Origin of the sequence: Vibrio sp. L85 (assembly GCF_963871815.1) — a bacterium.
GTDB classification, from domain to species: Bacteria; Pseudomonadota; Gammaproteobacteria; order Enterobacterales; family Vibrionaceae; genus Vibrio; species Vibrio harveyi.
Window position 1 is genome coordinate 25,007 of record NZ_CAWMYL010000128.1, and the last position, 21,747, is coordinate 46,753.

Here is a 21,747-nt window from a genome sequence, read left to right on the forward strand (position 1 = left end):
GCTTCGGCTCGCTGGAATGACGGGCTACGGCCGAATAATGCCACTATTGATGTTCAGAGCAGTATTTGCCGTTTTGATTTAATATGTTCATAAAACTGAGCTTATGTAACTTCAATCGTCACATAAGCTCTTATTATTTTTGTATTTCTAATCTTGTTTTAAGCTGATTGTAATGACCTTGTCGTTCCTTACTTCAACGCGTTGATCGCTACACCTGTTTGGTAAAGGATCTGCGTTGCAGCAGTCCAAGTGCTTAGTGCATCACGGTAGTCAGTATCGATTGGTACAACAATTGTGTCACCCGCTTTTAGCTCTTCATGATTATTACCAAACCAGTATCCCGATGTTGGTTTATAAACTGAGCCATCGGCACGCACTACAAAGATACGATCTTCATCCGCTTGCTTCTTAGCACCACCCGCTTTATTCAGGTAATCATCCACGTCTAACTTATTGTCCAGTAGATATGTAATTGGAACTTGAACTTCGCCCATGATCGAAACTGTATTGCGGAAGGTTGGCACAAATAAGAAGTCACCATCTTCTAACATAAAGTCCGCAGAGCGCTCATCTTTAAGGATGCGATTAAGCTGCACCACCATTCGACCAAGTGCTTTGCTACGGATTGCTTCTTCAACAAACTTCAGTGTCTTGTCTGGGTCTGAGATTACTGAACCCATATTACTGTCGGCTCGGAAGGTTTTCTTGGCTGTTTCTGCTCGCATATCTGCTGCGTATTGGTTTAGTAGTTTTTGCTCTTGGAGGCGTAAAGCCTCACGAGTGAAGATCGCTCCTTGCGGGTGAGCAAATTCGGTTAGTCCTCCAGCGCGTTCAAGCAATTCACCCAATGTTTCACCTTGACGAACAGTATATGTACCAGGGAAACGAACCTCACCTTGCAGTGTTACCGTACTTTGCACCTTTACATCTGGTTTTTGCAGAATATTGAGTCTATCTCTACCCGCAATAATGACATCACTGTTTACGTCACCTTGAATCGCTTTACGTAAGTCAATTCGCTCGATATCGATAGAGGCTCTTTCGTCAGAACTTCGAATGACTGTTCGTGCAAGCTCTGCATTAATTGTGAATGCGCCGTAGGTCAAACCGCCCGCCGCCTCAATTAAATCAGAAATTTTCATACGAGGTGTAATAGGGTATCGACCTGGGTATTTCACTTCTCCCGTAATTTCTGCAATCTGTGGCGCTAGTCCTAAACGTGATTGCTGTTGTAACTTAAGTAATACCGGAGCAAGCAACGTAGCGCGCGTATTTTGTTTCAGTTCTTTCAGCTGTTCAGCTGTAACAGGCTTCCCTTGCCACATCATTCGAACATCTTTGCCCGTAACATTGCTTGATGTAACTTCAACATTTTGCTCTTTCTCTTCTTCTTGGGCTTGCTGTTGTGCTTGCTCTAAGCTTTTCGCCTTATCGTCGGTTTCAAGCAGTGAATCAACACTCTTATTACTCAAACGATTAAATACCAAAACTCTATCTCGCGAGTTTAGCTTCAAGTTGTCAGTGCTAGTTGGAGAAAGAATCGCATTGGCAAGGTTAACTTGGTAAACCTCGATATCACGTTGAGGATTAGTCTCACGTACAACAACAGCATAGCTTACATCTGCAGTAGAATTAAACGAGGTATCAACGGATTGGAATAAATCTGCGATTCGTAGACCGCTCCTCCACTCTATAAAGCCCGGATGACGAACATCACCTTCAATTTGTACGTAACGGGTCAGCTCTTCATTTTTCTTAAGCACATTAACCGCATCACCATCTTTGACTTTAGTTTGTTGGTCATGTGACTGGCTAAAGTTCAGTGTTAATGCATCGCGAGCACCTTTAGCTGCATAACGCTTCACCTCGATTTGATCGCTATAAGCATTAGCCGTAAAACCGCCAGCCATTTGAATCGCTTGCTTATAGGTTTCACCTGGTTTGATTTCATAGATTGCTGGGCGGTTTACTTCACCATCAATCGAAATCGTGTTACCCAATGCGCCGATGAAAACCACGTCCCCTGGCAGTAAACGGATATCATTACGGGCATCGCCTTTAAGTAGCAGGTCGTACATATCAAGCTTACGAATAACCTGACCATTACGCTTAAGTTGCACGTTACGGAGGGCGCCACTCTCACTAAAGCCACCACTGTAATAAATAGCTTGAGAGATCGTAGTTAGGGCGCTCACCGTGTAAGCGCCAGGCTTGTAGGCATCACCCATCACAAAAACTTGCATGGTGCGCATTTCACCCAACGAAATATCACTACGAACCCCGATCATTTGCTCTTTTACACGCTGGTTTAAAGAATCACGCACATCAGAGAATGTCATCCCCGCCACTTGAACAGGACCAAGAGAAGGGAAATTAATGATACCAGCGCGATTAACACGAAGACGATGCGTCGTGTTCTCTTTACCAAACAGTTGGATAACGATTTCATCACCAGCTCCTACCGTGTAGTCAGCCGGAACAGGCACATCACTGATTGGTGCAAACGTCGTCGGTGAACCTGCAAACAAATCTAAACCAAAACGCTTTAAACCTTGCTCGTCTTTTTCGGCGTCGTTTACTTTTGCTTCAGTCGCGCTGCTAGCAACCGGACGTTGTTCAATCACTTGAGGATTTTGGTAACTGCTTGGCTGAGACGAAGCGCCGGATGGAATAGAGATACCATACTTACTCGCCAGTGCTTGTTGCTGGTCAGCAGGTAAGTTCTGAAACATCTGAATTTGTTCTGGGGTTGGAGTCTGCGCATTAGTAAGCGGCGCAAATAGGCTTGCCAGAATACAAGCACCTATCGAGAAATATCCTTTGAGCATGATAATTCGCTATTTAAAGTCAGGAGTTAAAAATCCTAGCCACAAAACTAGGCGCTAGGTCTTTAATTAAAATCGGTGTTGGAAGCCAAGAGTAAGTGCGTTCAAACGAACCTGATCTTCAGATGTACTGTCAACAAACTCAAAGACAACCGCATTCTGCTTGTCTAAGGCGTAATGCATCCCTAAACCAAAGCTGAAACCTTGATCTTTATTTGAGCCTACATTCTGTTGGTCGATCTGAACGCTCGAATAACCAGCAAGTCCGTAAAGGGCGATACGTTCGGAGACGGGCATATTCAACTTAATAAAGCCACTCGCGAGGCTGTCTACTGCCAGTCCGCTGTCTCGTTGTGCAGAAGCTCCGTAACGCGCTTCAAAAGCGAGGTAATCATTGAAAAAGTAACCAGCTTGCGCTTGGAGAAGGAAAGGGTTTCCCTCGGTTACCGAAGAAGAGGAATGATGAAATTCGGCGTTAGAGTAACTGACTAACGCACCAGCATAAAAATCTGCTGAGGCAGAAAATGAGCACAAGCCTAAGCTGATTGCACTCAACGCCCCTAGCCATGGTCGTTTATTAATCACGTAAGTGTTCCTTGGGTGTCGACTGACCGCTGCACATTATGAATGACGCGCGCAGTGAATGTCGGTTAACTTTTTTCAATTTCGTTTGTGCGTTTCCACGCTACCGCCCGGCGGCATTACGCGTTAGCCACTGTTCGCTGATTCCCGATTCATTCGGTTTATTGATATAACTATTCTTTTTAAGCCTCACTTTTGCGACTAGTCGTTCAAAAAAACAGTCTTGATAAACGCTACACAAAAGCTGGCAAATTATGCATGGATTAGCGCAAAACGGCAAGAGGGAGGGACTTCTAAGAGTTCTGTTTATGGTTAGCAAATTCTCACAGATGAGAAACTCATTGTCTATCAGCGACTTAAAACAAGACATACCAAGACATACAAAGAGTCGCGTTGAATAAAAATCGTGAACGTTTGCGTGAACTCTGAGGTGACTTCAACTTAAGTAGTTTTATTAAATACAATAATCACACCTAAGCAATCCTCTATTCTTCCACCATCTTTCTTTAGCGTTAGGTAAATTCGCATAGGAAACTATTTACATGCTGATTGTTTTTTAACTAAAATGAGCAGTGGTATGTGATAAACAGACCAAACATCGATGTTTTAAAATCTGAAATACAAGGATTAATAATGAAGAACACAGCTCTAGCTATTCTTATGGCTCTAAGCGCGTCAACTGCATTTGCAGCGACTGAAGCTGGTACAGCAGGCACAGCAGCAGCATCTGCGACTGGTACAACTGCAGTAGCAGTAGGTGCAGCAGCAGCAGTAACTGTAGTAGCAGTTGCAGCGTCAGACAGCGATTCTACTTCTACTTCTACTTCAGGCTCAGGTTCAGGTACTAATCCACAATAGCCTAATTAAGTTCTAAGTAAAGTCATCGCCCTGAATACTCAGGGCGATTTTATTTGTTATGAGGGAATGATGAACACCTTTCTATCGCTAAAATGGATGCGCTTACTTATTGCTCTACCTTTACTGAGCTCAATCTTCGGCTGTACACAAAAGTTTAATGACGTATCCGCGACAGTCCAAGAAGCTTATGGCAACTACATCGATGTCGAGCTAACTCCAGAAGAAGTTGAAGCGGTCCCTTATGCCAGTGCTTACTTAAAAATTGGTGACCAAAAACAGGTCTTCGTAGTGTTGGCCTTTGCTGAGCAAAACCCACTAACTGGCAATACCCAGTTAAAGTGGGTAAGTGCAGACAAGGCAATGGTGGTAACAGAAAACGGTCATATCGTTAAAACTATTGGCTTGCAAACCACCAATCTAGCAGGCATTTATGGCAACGTTCCTGCCTACTCAGCGCCCTCTGCACAATATTCTCTTTCTTACGATTGGTCTGACAAATACCGTTATGGATTCCCGGCTAAAGTCCAGCGTTCTCGTCAAGGTAAAGAAACCGTCATCACCCCTATTTCATCTACCTCTACTGATGTTTATAGCGAGGTTGTAACGTTTACCAGCTTAGAAAAAAGTGTAGAGAACCAATACTGGGTAAACGGTAAAGGAGAAGTAGTGAAAACACGTCAACACTTAGGTCCAAACATGGTGCCTGTTGAATTGACGATTCTGAAAGGGTACAGCAAATCATGAATAAGCGACTGCTATCTTTATTAAGCCTAAGTTTAACGGCAACGATTCTGGCGACACCTACTACTGTTCAAGCTCAAAACCACCCCTCTTCACCGCTTAATGTTGAACTTGTCGGAACGGGCAAAGCATTGCAGTTCCAACAAGCGGCGCGTTTAGAGAGCGTACTTAAGCATGCACAAGAACAACAAATCGCCCTACAATACCCTTTAGCTGTGACTCTATTTGATAATTCCGAAACTGCAGTGCAAAGAAGTACTGCCTTAAAAAATTCGGTGTTGAACCAAATGATTCAACATAATTTAGTTGCGCACCCATTTTACAAGTTTATCCAACGAAGCCAGTTTGCACCTCGCGTGCTGTCGGCCATTGATGTTGATCGCATCCGTCTGGATAAATTTGATAACCCTCTTTTACAAGGTCAACTTGCGTTAAGTGCACCAAAACGCAAAGAGAAAGTGTTGTATGTGGGTAACTTAGAAAAAGTCTACGCAGTAGAAAACCAAGCGGGTATCACTCTGCATGAACAGGTCGAGAATCTAGGTTCAAGTGACATTGGTAAGCTCGCCTATCCGCCAATCCTAATTTACCCGGATGGCAAAGTCGTTCATCCTCACCATGGCAGTTGGCTAACCACTCAATATTACTTGCCACCACTTACCATGGTGTACATCCCATTTGATAAGTTCGAAACATCACAAATGGATAAAGACATTGTCGCTCTGCTTGCACAACGTAAACTAACCTCATCGAAGAACTAAACATGAACCTGATCAGAACCAGTTTATCCCTTTCTTTAATGGGTCCAGCGTTGGTGTGGGCTCAAGACATGCCTTTCGAAGTACCACCATTGCAACCATCACAAATGGACTTTGGTGGTGTCGGCTTAATGCAGATGCCAACTGGTCGTATGGCGCCTGAAGGCGAGTTTAACTTTGCTGTTACTGGCAGCGATGAGTACCTTTTTTACAATGTTACACTGCAAGTCATGCCATGGTTAGAAACGACCATTCGCTATACCATGGTGAATGATCTTTTTTATAGTGATGATCCAAGCTTCTCGGGTGATACCAAATACACTGACAAAGGCATCGATTTTAAAGTTCGACTTTTGCAAGAGTCAGAGTACTTACCAGAGCTTTCTGTTGGTATTCGCGACTTTGCTGGTACTGGTCTTTTTGATGGTGAATTTGTTGCCGCGACAAAACGTTACTCTAACCCAAACCTCGGTACCTTTGATTTCACTCTAGGTATGGGCTGGGGCTACTTAGGCACTCGCGACAGTATCAGTAACCCAGCTTGTAAGTTATCCGATAAATTCTGTGAGCGACCTTCGGACTTCAAAAATAACGGTGGTAGTGTGGATTTTGAACGTTGGTTTAAAGGTCCTGCTGCACTCTTTGGCGGCATCGAGTATCAAACTTTATATGCCCCGCTACGCTTTAAGCTTGAATACGACAGCAACGACTACAGTGAAGACTATCCTGTAGCACGTGGTGGTGTAGATATGACGCCTCATACTCCTTGGAACTTTGGTGTTCTGTATCGTTTAGGACATATGGCAGATTTGCGCTTGAGCTACGAGCGAGGCGATACGTTAGTTGCAGGCGTAAGCCTTTACACAAACTTCAATGATATGCCGTCTTTCTGGCGTGATACGCCAACGCCAGAAGTTGAAGACAAGCAACCAGAGCAACTGTCTGATGTAGATTGGGAACGTGTTACCGAGGAGCTGGATAAAATTGCTGGCTACCAAAATACCCAACTCTATGTTGAAGATAATACCGTTTCGGTTGTTGGCGAGCAGAAAAAGTATCGTGATCGCAATGAAGCTCATGAAAAAGCGGCGGCAGTGCTTTACAACGAAATGCCAGACAACATTGATACCTTTACTATCAATGAACGCAGTAGTGGTCTGATCGGCGATCAAACGGTTATCTCCAAAGAGAAATACCGTGACTTTGCAGAAGTTAACTACATCAATCCAAATATCGAAGATGCAACATCAACCTCGAGCGATAAACCGCAAGGTAAACCTGCTTACGATGGTTTTGAGCGCTTTGATTGGGGCTTCTCACCAAAACTGGCTCAGACCTTAGGCAACCCAGAAGAGTTCTATCTGTTCAGTGTCGGTTTAAGTGGCAGCGCCTCTTACTGGCTGACAGATAACCTAGAAATTGGTGGCTCGCTATACTGGGATTGGTACAACAACTACGATAAGTTTAACTACGTCACCCCACCGGATGGCACTTCGATTCCTCGTGTACGTACCATGTTCCGTGCTTATCAAAATGAACACGAGGTAACCATGTCCAACCTGCAGTTAACTTGGTTCCAAGAGTACTCAGATACCATGGACCAACAGTTCTACGCTGGTTATCTAGAAAGTATGTTTGCGGGTGTGGGTACCGAATTCCTGTACCGACCGAAAGGCGCAAACTGGGCGATCGGTGCAGATGTAAACTTGATCTCTCAACGTGACCCGCAAAGCTACTTCGGTGTATACGATGAGAAATGGCAATACGTTCCAGAATATGGGCGTCCGTTCCAAGTTGTAGACAAAGGCTTTACTGGTTTTGTATCAGGTTATTACTACCCTCAATGGGACTTCCTACAAGATTTGATGATTCAAGTTGATGTGGGTCAGTTCCTAGGTGGAGACATTGGCACACAAGTGAACGTATCTAAACAGTTCAAGAGTGGTGTCATTGCTGGTGCATTCGCATCAATCAGTGATTTGTCGGCTGACGAATTCGGTGAAGGTAGCTTTACTAAAGGCTTCTACATTTCGATTCCATTCGACATCATGACAGTGAAACCAAGCAACAACCGCGCGTTCTTTAGCTGGCAGCCACTGACTCGCGATGGTGGTCAGAAGCTAGGTCGTAAGTACAGCTTGATTGAACTGACTGATGAACGTAATCCTTGGTACCAAAGGCCAAACGCGTCAAACGCGTCAAACGCTGAATAACAACACTATTTAAGGGAGCTTCGGCTCCCTTTTGTTTATACCCAAGCGCTCTATACCTTTCTTTTCCTTCCAATAGCGCTAATTTCTGTTTCTTGCTAGAATTCCTGAGAAAATTTTAATCTATGGTGGAAGTCTTATGATCATCGTAACTGGTGGTGCTGGCATGATCGGCAGCAACATTGTTAAAGCACTGAACGAAGCAGGTATTAACGATATTCTGGTTGTCGACAACCTAAAAAATGGCAAGAAGTTTAAAAACTTAGTTGATCTTGATATCACAGATTACATGGATCGTGATGACTTCCTTACTCAAATCATGGCAGGTGACGACTTCGGCCCTATCGAAGCTATCTTCCATGAAGGCGCTTGTTCTGCGACAACCGAGTGGGACGGCAAATACATGATGCTAAACAACTATGAGTACTCAAAAGAGTTGCTTCATTACTGTCTAGATCGAGAGATTCCATTCCTGTACGCGTCATCAGCAGCAACATACGGCGAGACAGAAACGTTTGTTGAAGAACGTGAATACGAAGGCGCACTCAATGTATACGGCTACTCAAAGCAGCAATTTGATAACTATGTGCGTCGCTTATGGCAAGATGCCCAAGAGCATGGTGAACAGCTTTCTCAAATCACTGGTTTCCGCTACTTCAATGTGTACGGTCCGCGTGAAGATCACAAAGGCAGCATGGCGTCGGTAGCCTTCCACCTAAATAACCAAATCAATGCAGGTGAAAACCCTAAATTATTTGCAGGCAGCGAATCATTCAAACGCGACTTCGTTTACGTTGGTGATGTGTGCAAAGTAAACCTTTGGTTCCTAGAAAATGGTGTTTCTGGCATCTTCAACTGCGGTACTGGTCGTGCAGAATCTTTTGAAGAAGTGGCAAAAGCAGTGGTCAAACACCACAACAAAGGTGAAATCCAAACCATTCCGTTCCCTGATCACCTAAAAGGCGCTTACCAAGAATTCACTCAAGCGGACCTAACTAAGCTTCGTGCAGCTGGTTGTGATGTAGAATTCAAAACGGTAGCTGAGGGTGTTGCTGAATACCTAGCGATTCAAAACCGTTAATTCCCTTCAAAGGTGGTAGTTAACTCTCTACCACCTTTACTCTGATACGATTACTAGTATCATTTCTACAGACCCCCAATCGCCTTTCTTCAAAAATATAGGTACTTAAAACTTCATGACTAATCAACGTGATGATTTCGATCCTAAAGCTTATAACCCTGAATTTGAGCGCCACTTTTTAGCGCCGAAGTATTGGGGTACGTGGATAGGCGTTGTCCTTTCTTTGCCGCTTGCTTTACTACCTTTAGGGGTTCAAAAATGGCTAGCAAAAAACATCGCGAAGAAACTGGCTAAATCGCACAAAGGTCCGGCTCACCGAGCTCGAGTCAACTTTGAGCTGTGCTTCCCAGAGAAATCGTTTGAAGAGCGCGAAGCACTGATTGAAAAAACGCTTTATACCGCAGCATTGTTCTTTTTCCGTTTCAGCTTACTTAGCTTACGTTCATCTAAATGGTTACAGCAGCGTTGCCAGATCCGAGGTTTAGACATCCTTCAAAAACACATCGACAATGATGAGAAAGTCATTTTGATGGTTCCACACTCATGGGCAATTGATATTCCTGCGGTGTTACTTGCTTCGATGGGAATGCCCGTCTCTGCGATGGCAAAAAAGCAGAAAAATGAAGTGGCAGATTGGCTAATGCACGAACAACGCGTGCAATATGGCGGTCGCGTTTATGAACGCTCTGGTGGTGTTAAGCCGTTTTTGAAATCAGTTCGTGACGGTTACATTGGCTATTATTTACCCGATCAGGATCATGGTCCTGAACACAGCGTTTTTGTCGATTTCTTTGCAACCAGAAAAGCAACGCTCCCAGGCTTAGGTAAAATTGCCAAACTGTCACGCGCTAAGGTGTTACCTATGTTTGCTTCTATGAATACAGAAGATGGTACGTTTGATATCGAAATCTTACCGGCGTTTGAATTAGACAAGGGCGAAGAACAAGATGCTCGCACTTGTAACCAAGCGATTGAGTACTTTGTAGCAAATAAGCCAGAACAATACATGTGGGTGTTGCAGCTTTTACACTCTCAAGAAGATGGCAATAACTATTACAACTTGTTTAAACCAAGATATAACTCTGACTGGCAGCTAAAAAAATGAAAAAGATTTTAATAATTGGACCATCTTGGGTTGGTGATATGGTGATGTCACAGTCACTGTACATCGTTTTAAAGCAACTTCATCCAGAAAGCCAAATTGATGTAATTGCACCAGGTTGGTGTAAACCAATTCTTGAGCGCATGCCAGAGATCCACCAAGCCATTGAAATGCCTATTGGTCATGGTGAGTTCAACTTATTGGGTCGTCGAGAAATTGGTAAATCATTACGAGAAAAACAGTACGACCGCGCCTACATCCTACCGAAGTCTGCAAAGTCAGCACTGATTCCTTGGTTTGCTAATATCCCACTTCGCACTGGTTGGAAAGGTGAAATGCGCTACGGTCTACTCAATGACTTGCGTCCAAATATGAAATCTTTCCAGTTTATGGTTGAGCGCTATGTTGCATTGGCCTATTCACAAGCGGAGATGATCGACTCTTCTTCTCTGGGCGGCTTAGAAACATTGCCTCGCCCTAGCCTGTTTATTGATAAACAAGAACAAAGCGCTACGATTTCTAAGTTTAATCTCAACCAAGAATCTCCTGTTGTTGGTCTATGCCCAGGAGCGGAATTCGGTCCCGCGAAAAAATGGCCCGAAGCACACTATGCAGAAGTGGCAATTCAAATGGCGAAATCAGGGCATCAGGTATGGCTGTTTGGCTCTCAAAAAGATCTCGAAACCTGCAACAACATCAAGCAATTAGTACCTCAAGAACATCAGCATCAGATTCACGTTCTAGCAGGGCAAACAAGCCTGATTGAAGCGGTTGATCTTCTGGCGGCTTGCCAGACCGTTGTTGCGAACGACTCAGGTCTGATGCACGTGGCAGCGGCCGTTGGCTGTAATGTCGTGGCGGTCTATGGCTCCACCTCACCGAAATACACACCACCACTTGCAGAGAAGGTAGAGATTGTTCATACGGACATTGACTGCCGTCCATGCTTTAAGCGCGAGTGTCAGTTTAAGCATTTGAAGTGCTTAACTGAGTTATCGCCAAAGCAAGTTTTGGATAGTATTCAAAAACTAGAAGCGATCGCTGTTGGCTCATGTTAATTCGTATTCTCTATACTCTCTTGCTCACAATCGCATCGCCTTTCCTATTGGTTGGCTTATACAAAAGTAAGCCAAACAAACCCAAATTTGGTCAACGTTGGAAAGAGCACTTTGGTATTACTCCGAAATTAACAAGCGAAGAAAAGCCGATTTGGATACATGCAGTCTCTGTCGGCGAAAGCATTGCTGCTACGCCTTTTATTAAGGCGCTTAAAGAGCAAAACCCTGATCAACCTATTCTGGTTACGACCACGACGAGTACCGGAGCGGAACAGATTGCTAAGCTGGGTGATTTAATTGAGCACCGCTATATGCCAATTGACTTCGCCTTTGCGGTAAAACGCTTCCTGAAGACAACACAACCGAAGCAAATGCTGATCATCGAGACGGAGCTGTGGCCAAATACGTTAAACGAGGCCCATAAAGCCGGTATTCCTATCAGCGTGGTCAATGCCCGCTTATCGGAAAAATCATGTAGCAACTACGCCAAAATTCAGCCTTTGTTTAACCTCATGTTGCCATGCCTAACTCAGGTTCTTTGTCAGACAGAGTCAGACGCAAACCGTTTTGAACGACTGGGGGTTGATAAAGACAAACTGAAAGTCACTGGCTCTATTAAGTTTGATATTCAAATCTCGGATGACGTGAAAGAAAAGAGCAAAATACTAAGGCAAGAGCTAGGTCAAAATCGCCCTGTGTGGATTGCAGCAAGTACTCATAAGGGCGAAGACGAGCAAGTCTTGGCAGCACATAAAAGAGTGTTAGAGTCACACCCATATGCACTTTTGATCCTTGTACCTCGTCACCCAGAACGTTTTGATGATATGTACAACCTCTGCCAACAACAAGGCTTTGAAACCGTGCGTAGAACCACACAAGAGAACGTGGCTAATTCAACTCAAGTTTATCTCGGCGATACAATGGGAGAAATGCTTCTATTGTTAGGTGCTGCAGATATCTGCTTTATGGGTGGCAGCTTGGTTGGAGATAAGGTTGGTGGACACAATGTATTGGAGCCTGCGGCTTTGGGCGTCCCTATTATCAATGGTCCAAGCTTCTTTAATTTCAAAGAGATCGTCGAAGCCATGTTGAGGGAAGATTGCATTTTGTTAGTTAACAACGCCCAAAATCTGGCATCCTCTATTACTGTGTTAATGCAAGATGTCCATCGACATAATTGTTTTCGTAAAAATGTGATTGAGTTTATGGCAAAGAATACCGGAGCTTTGAAGAAGACGATCAGGATGGTCACAGAGGATTCATAATGAAAATATACGTAATAAACTTAAAAGAATCAGTAGAGCGTCGCGAACAAGTCGGTAAAGTATTAGATTGTGTCAATTTTGATTTTTTTGATGCGGAAAATGTAAAGCAAGACCCTGAGCATTTTATTTATGCACTTTATGATCCGAGAAAAACGCAAAAATATAAAGGTTACACACTAACAACACCTGAATTAGGATGCTGGGCTAGTCATATTTCCCTTTGGCGAAAATGTGTTTCAGATAATGAAAACTTCCTTATCTTAGAAGATAACATTGAATTATTAGGTAATCTTAAAGAACAACTAGAAAATATCGATAGACTAACTACCCAATACGGATTAGTGAAACTAGGTAACTTTTTTGAACGCAAACATATAAACATTGTAAAAATAGACGATAATTATCGACTTATTTCTAATTTAAAAGGTGCTTGTGGTACTTCCGCTTATGCTATAACACCTAAGGTTGCTGCGACCTATCTTTCGCAAATCCATGGTTTCTTCGAACCTGTAGATGACTTTATGGACAACGAATGGCGCACTAAACAGACTATTTATAGCTACGAACCTCAATTAATTTCTCGTAGCAATACCACTTCCACTATTGGACAACGGAAAGTCAAATCCAATAATAGCTTGCTAAATAAAGTAAACATTGAGCTTTACAGACTATTAAAGCAATGGAATCAAGCAAATTATAATAAAAGCAAGAAATAATGAACCTATTCTTAGCGTCAACTCCATTTCAACTTATTAATGCTTTAGAAGCGATTGAACACTACCAGTGTAATAACAACATAATCATCGTTAGAGAGCAAGAAAATGAAAATGCAGAGCGACAAATGGAAGAGTTGTTAGCACTGCATAATTGGTTTGGTATTATACGTTTAGAGCGCAACCCTACCCGTTCGCTTTACCCAAGATTGGTTTTGGTGCTAAAAAAAGTCAGAAAACTCAATCCAAGCATGACGTTCAATTATGTATTTTATACAGAATACCCAAGCCGACGCGTAGCTACTATACTTGGTAATATTACTATTAAAATTAAAGAAGTCATGTACGATGACGGCACGTGGACACTAAAAGCATATGAAGAACAACTTCGCGATAATATTCGTGTCAGCTATTCTCAATTAAAAAGAAATATTACTCTTAACCTTTTTGGCTATAAAAAACCGAGAGACTTTTACATTAGCAATAAATTCGAGCTTTTTACATTATTTGACCTAAAAGCTAAACATTTTCATATAGTGGCTAATACATTTCCACGCTTACGACGACAGATATCTAAGCAACCAACCATCTTTAAAGCTAACTCTTCAAGAGCTGTATTTATTGGAGATGGAGCGACTGATGGTGGGATTGATTTAAATGAATATAAGAAAAGCCTGCAACGCTTATCCGAACAGTTTGATGAAATTATCTACTTTCCACACAGGAATGAAAAAGCGAGTGTAAGAGATCTGTTGCAAAAAGTGCCAAATTTACGTTATGCGGAAGAAACCAAGGGACCTATAGAACTTGAAATATGTAAATACGATAATATAGCTGCGATTTATGGCTATTACTCTACAGCACTGTTTACATTGAGTCGTATTTATCCACATTTATCAATTTATACTCGCCGCTTAGAGGATCATGAGATCATTGATAAGACCTTAGTTTATAAGTTAATGGAACTCATCGAAACTTACTTAGAAGGTGATAATATTCACCGGTGGGAATAAAAAATACCCCAATCAATGGGGCATTTTCATATAAGTATCATCTAATGGTTTATAAGCTAAAACCATCATCCACAATAATGTTTTGGCCTGTCACATATCTAGACTGATCAGATAACAGGTAAACGATACTACCTGTCATCTCTTCAACGTTAAGCATACCTGCTCCGTGCGTATTTTTACGGTACGCGTCGAGGAAAGCTTCAGGCTGACCATCTAATATGCCACCAGGACTCACGCTATTCACTCTAAAGCGGCTGTCGTTAATATAACTCACCACATATTTGTTTAAGTGGACAATAGCCGATTTAATCGCGGCATATTCGACGGGCATTGTCATCGGCGTGTTGTCGTACACTGAAAACTTAGGAGCAATAACACCATAGATAGAGGAAATATTTACTAGTGAAAAAGGCTGTTCTTTATTAACAAAGTATGCTGCACATTGCTGGGCAAACAAGAATGCACTACCCAAATGAATACTCACGTTTTCGTTAAAGCTATCTAGGGTTACATCAAAAAACTTAGCACCATAACTCTTAGTTCTTGGGTAAGTACAGTTCACCGCGCCAGTGACTCCGTCTGCTTCTTGCCAAAATCGCGTAAGATCGTCGCTGTGGGTAATATTTAACTCATGCATAGTTAAGTGAGTATCGGCAAGATTTACACCAACAGAAGATAAACGAGCTTTTAGGTGCTCAAGTGAGACATCTGTTGCGACGACACTCCCACCAGCCTCTAAAATGGATTTAACGACACTGGCACCTAGTAGTCCACCCGCACCAGCAATAACGATTTTTTTATCTTTAAGCATTTGATTCATAGTCTTAATCTACTAACTATTACTGCGAATTTTTGTCTTTCGACCACTGCATATAAAGCGAGTTACGACGATCTTTGACAAAGGGGAACTGCGTTCGAATTGCCATAACATCTTCCAAATTGATGCTATATAAATCCCAAAATACCCCTTGTTGCAGTGGGTCTAGTCTTTCACCAAGCGGATTAAAAATCACACTAGAACTATCGTAATCTAATCCCTTTCCATCTGTCCCAATTCGGTTTACACCAACAACAAAATACTGATTCTCAATTGCTCTAGCTTGCAATAGACATAGCCATTGGGCAGTTCTTGTCGACGGCCAATTCGCCGTATTGATGACCATGGCAGCCCTTTCCCGATAATGATGAAAAAGCTCAGCAAAACGAAGGTCATAACAAATAGAACCACCAACAGGGATACCATCAATCATACTTACACAAGGTTGTTCACCTTGTGCAATATAATTAGTTTCTCCCGCATAAGAAAACGTATGAACTTTGTCATAAGTTGAAATAAGTCGACCACTTTGGTCTGTTATGTTCTGGCGATTTACCACTTGTCCTGATGACAAGCGAGCAAGCTGACCAAACATAATGTGGCATTGGTAATGCTGACTTAGATCCGAAAAGAAACGTACAGTATCTGACTGTTCACCATCACCTTCGGCCAGCGCTGAATCATCTACACAAAAACCTGTCAATGTAAGTTCTGGGAAAACAATAAGGTCGATATCAGAACTTGCAGCTTTGATTTCTTCAACCACGCTTCGACACTGTATTTGATTTGCAAGCTTATCTCGCCACACTTGATCAAGCGAAACCAATGCCACTTTCATTAGTTAATGCTCCTAAATACTGGCTTGATGACATCACCTTTTAGGTAACCTTCAGTACTACCAGCATCAATAGCTTTCTTGTATACGTTCAATGCAGCTTCTAACGCTTTCTCTGTCATTTCTAACTCTTTTTCACCATGGCTATGGCTAAGTGCAATCCATGGAATTAAAACGCCATTTTTTAGCATTTCTTGCGAGAATAGAGTTCGGAAGGCTAAGTCCGCCTGACCATCAGGACCGTAAGTCATATACCAAGGAGAACAAGGAACACCGCCGGCTTGGAAATATGATTCAACACCTGCTTCTTTTGCTTTGCGGTTCATAAGGTCAATTAACTTTTGACCATAATCCCAAAGATGTTCAATGGTATCGTTCTTTTGAATGTACTCGACCGTTTTTACAAACGCTCCCAACCCACACATTTCTGCACCGTGTGTTGTCGATAGTAGGAATAAACGCTCAGAACCAGCAAACTCAATCGAGCCAAGTTGCATAATTTCACGTTTACCAGCAACAGCAGCAACAGAGAAACCATTTGCCATCGCTTTACCAAACGTACACAAATCTGGCTGAATATTGTAATAGTGTTGAGCACCTTTAATATGCCAACGGAAGCCAGTGATCATTTCATCCAGAATAAAAACAATACCGTGTTTTTTACACAAACGTTGAACATCGTGAAGATAGGTTTCGCCCTCAACTTCAACAGATGGCGCAGGATGGTCCATCGTACTTGGCTCAAGAACCACACAAGCAAATTGATCTGGGTGTTGTTCAATAAGCGCTTTCAAGGAGTTAATGTCATTGTACGAAAACATTTTTGTTTGTTTGATCGTATCTTCTGGAATACCTTTCGTGATAGGTGTAGAGCCAATAAACCAGTCATCGTAAGAGAAGAACGGGTGTTCCGCACAACGCGCAACCAAATTACGGTTAGTGTATGCACGTGCTAGCTTCACTGCAGCAGAAACTGCAGTGGAACCATTTTTGGTAAATTTAACCATATCGACTGAGTCGATAAGATCAATCAAAAGCTCAGCTGCTTGTAATTCAATTAAAGAAGCACGAGTAAGGTTGTTACCGTTACGCATTTGCTCAAACGCAGCCATATCTACTTCATCATTTGCATAACCAAGGTTCACAGCACGCAAAGACATTCCGTAATCTAGATATTTCGTGCCTTTATCATCGTAGCAATACGCCCCTTTACCACGAGACAAAATTTGTGGTGCACTTTCTGGATATTGGTCATAACCACGAGAATAAGTATGCGCTCCACCCGGAATGGCTTTTAGTAAACGCTCTTTGTAATTACTCATGCTTTGTTACCTTTCAATTGATCAACCTCTTCTAGTGCCTCAAGCACCTCAAGCACTTTCACATCATCTTGAAGGTTGTTAGGGAAAAGACTTTGGTCACCAGCCAAAGCTGCTGTTACAAAGTCTTTCATCTCATTAATGTATGGTTCTTCTGGGTTAATGTATTGGCTCTCAACAGTGCCTTCTTCCCATGTACTTTCTACCCAACCGTCTGTTTCTAAGTTGCAGTAAGAGACTGAATTACTATCAGCACTAAATTTAATCTTGCCTCTTGAACCTAGAATCAGCATCTCACGAGTTGCTAGTGGACGAGAAATAACCTCTACCGTTAAGTTTAACAATACACCTGAATCATATTGAAGCAGGCAATGGTATATATCATCAATGTCCGCATTCATATCAGTTTGCTTAGCGACAACACTCGCTAAGGCTTTTACATCATGACTAAATAAATCATTCAACCAAGTCAGCTCAAATGGAACAATTTCACGAGCACCACCGCTTTCACGTTTGGACACGTAGAAGTCTTGAATGTCTTCCCAAGGGTGCCAATCCGGCAAATACTGACCTGTTTGGTAACTCACTGACAGTGGCAAGCCAATAACGTTTTGTTCAAGCAACTCCTTAACCTTTTTAGGACCAGGGAAGTAACGCATAGTGCAAGATGGAGCAATAACAAGTGAAGCTTCTAGAGCCTTCTTACCAAGTTCACGAATTTCTTCAGTATCAGTTACTGAGGCTTCGATAAAACATGGAACTCGTGCGTCGAAACACATGTTTGCATATGTCATATGCAATTGCGGTGGTGTTGAAATAACGACAACTTCTGGCTTCACATCTTCAAATGCTTTCTGTACGTCATCAAATGTCGTGATTTGATACTTCGAGCTCGCTTCCTCATTACGATCCGCTCGCACATCAAAACCAAAAACATCAATGTTTCCCAACGCCAATAAGTTTCTTACTCGACGCTTACCCATTGAGCCTAAACCAATTACAAGTGCTCTCGTTTTCATTTTAAGTTCCACTCAAATTTCATAATATTTTCGATAGCTAAAAAGTCATAAATATCGTCGATTTCATAACATTGGTAGCGTTTTATCTCATAAGGAAGAGTTCTTTGCGGGTAGAAGCTCTTCTCTTTTAGTAATACATCTCTTTTGACAACATAAGCGACGCCAAAAGGAAAATATACTTTTGCGCAGTCTTGTCGTCTAATGGCAGAGTCAGCCTGTTCATCGAGAGGAACAACGCTTCCATCATGATCAATAACTTTGACAATAGACGGATGTTCAGACACTTCCCCAAGACTCACAATGCCATCATGGGTCTGATAATGTTGCTCTAACTTACTCAGCATATTGGATATGTCTGTATTTTCGCGCAGTGGCGAGGTCGGCTCTAATAAAACGATGATGTCAAATTCTCGCCCCAACTCCTGAGCATAATAGTCAAGACTATGTTTGACGGCATCAAAACTGGTTGCCGTATCACTGGCAAGCGCATCTGGACGTAAAAATGGGCATTCGGCACCAACAGCTAGAGCAACAGACTGTATTTCAGGACAATCTGTCGTCACTAAGACAGAATCGATTTCAGTTGTTTGTAAAGCAGTTTCAATGGTCCACTGTATCAGTGGTTTACCATTCATAAGCTTGATGTTTTTTTTAGGTAGCCCTTTACTGCCACCTCTCGCCGGAATAATAGCCAGCACAGACTTCTGATTAATCATTTTTACAACCCTAGAGTATAAATATCAGTTTGAGCTCGATTAAAGTCATCCATACGACCAATATCCAGCCAGTATTCATGAATTGGAAACATTAAAACGTTGTTGCGTTTATTCATATGCTGCTCGAGCAATGTCGGCATATCAATATGATGGTTTTCAGGAACGGATTGGATGACAACTGGTGAAACCACGTAAATTCCCGCATTAACAAAAAAGCGTTGGATCGGTTTCTCGACCATACTTGTAATCCGGTTCCCTTCTCCATTAATCACGCCATAAGGGATCTGGTAGTCATATTCTCGCACGCACATAGTTGCGTCCGCATCATGCTCAGTGTGAAATTCCAGTAACCGTTGAAAATCTACCTTCGTTAAAACATCACCATTCATCATAATTAAAGGCAAATCTTTAGGAAGGTCTTTAGGTAAAAGTCCTAAAGCACCTCCAGTACCAAGCGGAGATTGCTCATGTACATAAGTGATCTTTACACCTAAACTTGAACCATCACCAAAATGCTGTTGAATAAGTTCTGGCATGTAATGGGTTGAGATATAGAAGTTAATAAAGCCTGCTTTGATAAAGTTTCGAATAACTGTTTCTAAGATAGGTTTATCACCAATCTTCAACATTGGTTTTGGGCAGTGATCCGTCAAAGGACGCAAGCGAGTTCCGAAACCACCAGCCATGATAAATACAGGGTTCTCATACACAGGAGTACTTAAAGCATGATGTAAGGTCTCTAACCCAACGACCTTGCCATTGTCTAATAGTGGAATAGACAAAATATCATTGCTTTCCATGATAGCAATGAGCTCATCACGTGGAGTTTCTATTGCAGCAGTGTACGGTGTCGTATTCATAACTTGCGCTATGTCTGCGGTTAGAGGCAAATTACGTAGTAATCCACGCCGAATATCACCATCAGTCACTACACCAAGTAGTACATCACTTTCATCAACAACCAATACAACTCGTAAGGCTTCATCGTTAATAATCTCCAACGCATCTAATAAAGTACACGCTGGCTTGACTAGTACATTTTTCCAACAATTACTCATGAGTAACCTTTGTATTTCTATATTATTTCGAGTTTATGATGGTCGCTCTGCTTGGATAGCAAACTTGATGAGCATCCAAATGACACGTGACTATAGCACCAGCACCAACAACGACGTTTTGCGCCAGCTTAAGATTTTGGATGACAGTGGCATTAGCACCAACGTAAACATCACTTTGAGTAACAATACCGCCGCATAGAACAGCTCTAGGGGCAATATGATTGTGCTCTCCAATTACGGTATCATGCTCAATCAAAGCCCCAGTGTTAATTATTGAATGTTCGCCGATAACAGCACCGCATTGCACGATTGCGCCCTTTAATACCTGAGCACCATCCTGGAGATGCGCGTGTTTTGAAACCAACGCTTGCTCCGAGATCACTGTTTCAAATTGGTAACCAAGATCCAGAAAGCGTTGATTTACTTTTTTTCTTAACGGCGATTTGGGCATCATTCCGATACCATTGACTAAGCGAACATCATCCGGCGAAAATTGACTGATATCTTCATCATTTGATAGTCGCGGAATACCGTCAAAAGCAGGTCTAGTAGAGGTATCATCTGGACTAATCACTGCGAGAATGGTTCTGTTTTGATGGCGGAGCAAATCAACGAGCACACTTGCATGACCACCACCGCCAATCATAACCAGCGGCATTAACACTTCATTACTCAACTATTAGTTCTCCAGCATCGTAATCTTTAGTCGCTGTTTGCCCGATTAAATCCCACATCTTGTAAGGTGACATACCTGTTCCTGGGCGCTTAATCGCCAAGTTTTCAACACTAAAGGTCTCACCAGAAACAATGACCTTAGCTGCCACTAAGCTTTTACGGGCTACGGATTTGTTTTTTATCTCTGATACTGTGGGAGTTTTCACCCTATTCCCTAGCGCTTTCTCTACTTGTCGAATACCTTGTACCATTGAGGCAAGCTCGTGCGGCTCTAAAGACGCTTTGTGATCCGGTCCTTCCATATTTTTATCAAGAGTAAAGTGTTTTTCGATTAACATTGCACCACGAGCAACTGCAGCAATCGGAATGGTAATACCTTCACTATGGTCAGAATAACCAGCAGGCAATTCAAACGCTTGATGTAAGGTGTCCATTGCTCTTAAGTTTATTTCATCCATAGGAGCGGGGTACTCTGTTGTACAATGCAATATGGTAACTTTACTCTTCAACGCAGCCTGTCCAGCATCCGAAGCATAAGCTTGTTGAAACGCTTGCTCGTTCGGCAGGTCATCTGCTTTTGCTGTATAACCAAACGCAATTACTCCAAGTACACTTTCAACTTCTGATAGAGTTGCCATGCCAGTTGATACAATCAAATCGCAACCTGTGCGAGCATGTTCTAGAACAAGAGGAGCATTTGTGATTTCGCCAGAAGGTATCTTTAATCGCTTAAGCCCGAGATCGTTTACCAAAAAATCCAAGCTTTCAGAGTCAAAAGCAGTCGAAAGAAACTCAATACCAAGCTTACTGCAGTGGTCAACTAGTTGGTGGTGCACCTCATAAGACAACTCCAATCGGCTTAACATAGCCAATTGAGATTCTTGCTTTTGAGTATTCACCATTTGGTAGTCAGCTTGTTTGGCTGATTCTGTGACCAGATTTTTAGCTTTAAATGTTTGGAATTTAACAATGTCAGCGCCAGCTTTATGAGCAGCTTCCACTAACTCAAAGGCGAGCTTCTCATTCCCGTTATGGTTAACACCGGCTTCAGCAATTATTAAGGTCATAGAGTCTCTTTCTGTTTTCATTCTTGGTTTACAAG

General features: G+C 42.4%; 19 protein-coding genes and 1 pseudogene. 10 read left to right on the plus strand and 10 right to left on the minus strand.

The features are described 5' to 3' along the window. Positions 1-188: 188 nt before the first annotated feature. Positions 189-2,552: pseudogene (locus AACR11_RS13465) on the minus strand (SLBB domain-containing protein); the annotation flags it as partial. 342 nt (positions 2,553-2,894) lie between these two features. Further along, positions 2,895-3,410: a porin family protein gene (locus AACR11_RS13470; RefSeq protein ID WP_079324352.1), complete on the minus strand. Its 516-nt coding sequence runs from the start codon at positions 3,408-3,410 to the stop codon at positions 2,895-2,897. Between the two features lie 630 nt (positions 3,411-4,040). Between AACR11_RS13470 and AACR11_RS13475 the strand changes: the two genes are divergently transcribed. The 10 genes from AACR11_RS13475 (at position 4,041) to AACR11_RS13520 (ending at position 14,206) form a co-directional block, all read left to right on the plus strand. Then, positions 4,041-4,265, plus strand: coding sequence for a hypothetical protein (locus AACR11_RS13475; protein WP_029788875.1), 225 nt, complete (start codon positions 4,041-4,043; stop codon positions 4,263-4,265). A 69-nt stretch (positions 4,266-4,334) separates the two neighbouring features. Beyond that, positions 4,335-5,009 carry a YjbF family lipoprotein gene (locus AACR11_RS13480; protein WP_029788878.1) on the plus strand — a complete coding sequence of 225 codons (675 nt, stop codon included), beginning with the start codon at positions 4,335-4,337 and terminating at the stop codon, positions 5,007-5,009. Then, positions 5,006-5,767 (plus strand): capsule biosynthesis GfcC family protein, encoded by a 762-nt coding sequence (locus AACR11_RS13485; protein WP_029788879.1) that lies wholly within the window; start codon positions 5,006-5,008, stop codon positions 5,765-5,767. The genes AACR11_RS13480 and AACR11_RS13485 overlap by 4 nt, the downstream gene beginning before the upstream one ends. 2 nt (positions 5,768-5,769) lie before the next feature. After that, positions 5,770-7,977, plus strand: a complete 2,208-nt coding sequence (locus AACR11_RS13490; RefSeq protein ID WP_029788880.1) for a YjbH domain-containing protein — start codon at positions 5,770-5,772, stop codon at positions 7,975-7,977. A gap of 136 nt (positions 7,978-8,113) precedes the next feature. Next, entirely contained in the window at positions 8,114-9,055 is a 942-nt protein-coding gene (gene rfaD, locus AACR11_RS13495) for an ADP-glyceromanno-heptose 6-epimerase (RefSeq protein ID WP_005449311.1), read from the plus strand. Between the two features lie 115 nt (positions 9,056-9,170). Further along, the gene (lpxM, locus tag AACR11_RS13500; RefSeq protein ID WP_029788881.1) at positions 9,171-10,160 is read left to right on the plus strand and encodes a lauroyl-Kdo(2)-lipid IV(A) myristoyltransferase; all 990 of its coding nucleotides are present in this window, start codon (positions 9,171-9,173) and stop codon (positions 10,158-10,160) included. Next, positions 10,157-11,215, plus strand: a complete 1,059-nt coding sequence (gene waaF / locus AACR11_RS13505) for a lipopolysaccharide heptosyltransferase II (protein ID WP_029788882.1) — start codon at positions 10,157-10,159, stop codon at positions 11,213-11,215. Before lpxM ends, waaF begins: the two co-directional genes overlap by 4 nt. Beyond that, complete coding sequence (waaA, locus tag AACR11_RS13510; protein ID WP_029788883.1) at positions 11,209-12,480, plus strand: lipid IV(A) 3-deoxy-D-manno-octulosonic acid transferase; 1,272 nt, start codon at positions 11,209-11,211, stop codon at positions 12,478-12,480. The genes waaF and waaA overlap by 7 nt, the downstream gene beginning before the upstream one ends. Beyond that, complete coding sequence (locus AACR11_RS13515) at positions 12,480-13,196, plus strand: glycosyltransferase family 25 protein (RefSeq protein ID WP_029788884.1); 717 nt, start codon at positions 12,480-12,482, stop codon at positions 13,194-13,196. The genes waaA and AACR11_RS13515 overlap by 1 nt, the downstream gene beginning before the upstream one ends. After that, a complete protein-coding gene (locus AACR11_RS13520; RefSeq protein WP_029788885.1) occupies positions 13,196-14,206 on the plus strand; it encodes a polysialyltransferase family glycosyltransferase in 1,011 nt (336 codons plus the stop codon). Before AACR11_RS13515 ends, AACR11_RS13520 begins: the two co-directional genes overlap by 1 nt. A 49-nt stretch (positions 14,207-14,255) precedes the next feature. Here AACR11_RS13520 and AACR11_RS13525 read toward each other — a convergent pair whose 3' ends face one another. From AACR11_RS13525 to neuB, 8 genes are read right to left on the minus strand one after another with little or no spacing between them, the layout of a single operon-like run. Then, positions 14,256-15,026, minus strand: a complete 771-nt coding sequence (locus tag AACR11_RS13525; RefSeq protein WP_029788886.1) for an oxidoreductase — start codon at positions 15,024-15,026, stop codon at positions 14,256-14,258. A gap of 19 nt (positions 15,027-15,045) precedes the next feature. Then, a complete protein-coding gene (locus AACR11_RS13530) occupies positions 15,046-15,861 on the minus strand; it encodes a carbon-nitrogen family hydrolase (protein WP_029788887.1) in 816 nt (271 codons plus the stop codon). After that, a complete protein-coding gene (locus AACR11_RS13535; RefSeq protein ID WP_045490691.1) occupies positions 15,861-17,180 on the minus strand; it encodes a glutamate-1-semialdehyde 2,1-aminomutase in 1,320 nt (439 codons plus the stop codon). Before AACR11_RS13535 ends, AACR11_RS13530 begins: the two co-directional genes overlap by 1 nt. Next, on the minus strand, positions 17,177-18,196 hold the full coding sequence (locus tag AACR11_RS13540; protein WP_029788889.1) for a Gfo/Idh/MocA family protein: 1,020 nt from the start codon (positions 18,194-18,196) through the stop codon (positions 17,177-17,179). The genes AACR11_RS13535 and AACR11_RS13540 overlap by 4 nt, the downstream gene beginning before the upstream one ends. Further along, a complete protein-coding gene (locus tag AACR11_RS13545) occupies positions 18,193-18,912 on the minus strand; it encodes an acylneuraminate cytidylyltransferase family protein (RefSeq protein ID WP_005449332.1) in 720 nt (239 codons plus the stop codon). The genes AACR11_RS13540 and AACR11_RS13545 overlap by 4 nt, the downstream gene beginning before the upstream one ends. A 2-nt stretch (positions 18,913-18,914) precedes the next feature. After that, positions 18,915-19,970, minus strand: coding sequence for a nucleotidyltransferase family protein (locus tag AACR11_RS13550; protein WP_029788890.1), 1,056 nt, complete (start codon positions 19,968-19,970; stop codon positions 18,915-18,917). Positions 19,971-19,992: 22 nt separating this feature from the next. After that, the gene (locus AACR11_RS13555; protein ID WP_029788891.1) at positions 19,993-20,628 is read right to left on the minus strand and encodes an acetyltransferase; all 636 of its coding nucleotides are present in this window, start codon (positions 20,626-20,628) and stop codon (positions 19,993-19,995) included. A gap of 10 nt (positions 20,629-20,638) precedes the next feature. Next, positions 20,639-21,712, minus strand: coding sequence for an N-acetylneuraminate synthase (gene neuB / locus AACR11_RS13560; RefSeq protein WP_029788893.1), 1,074 nt, complete (start codon positions 21,710-21,712; stop codon positions 20,639-20,641). Positions 21,713-21,747 lie beyond the last annotated feature (35 nt).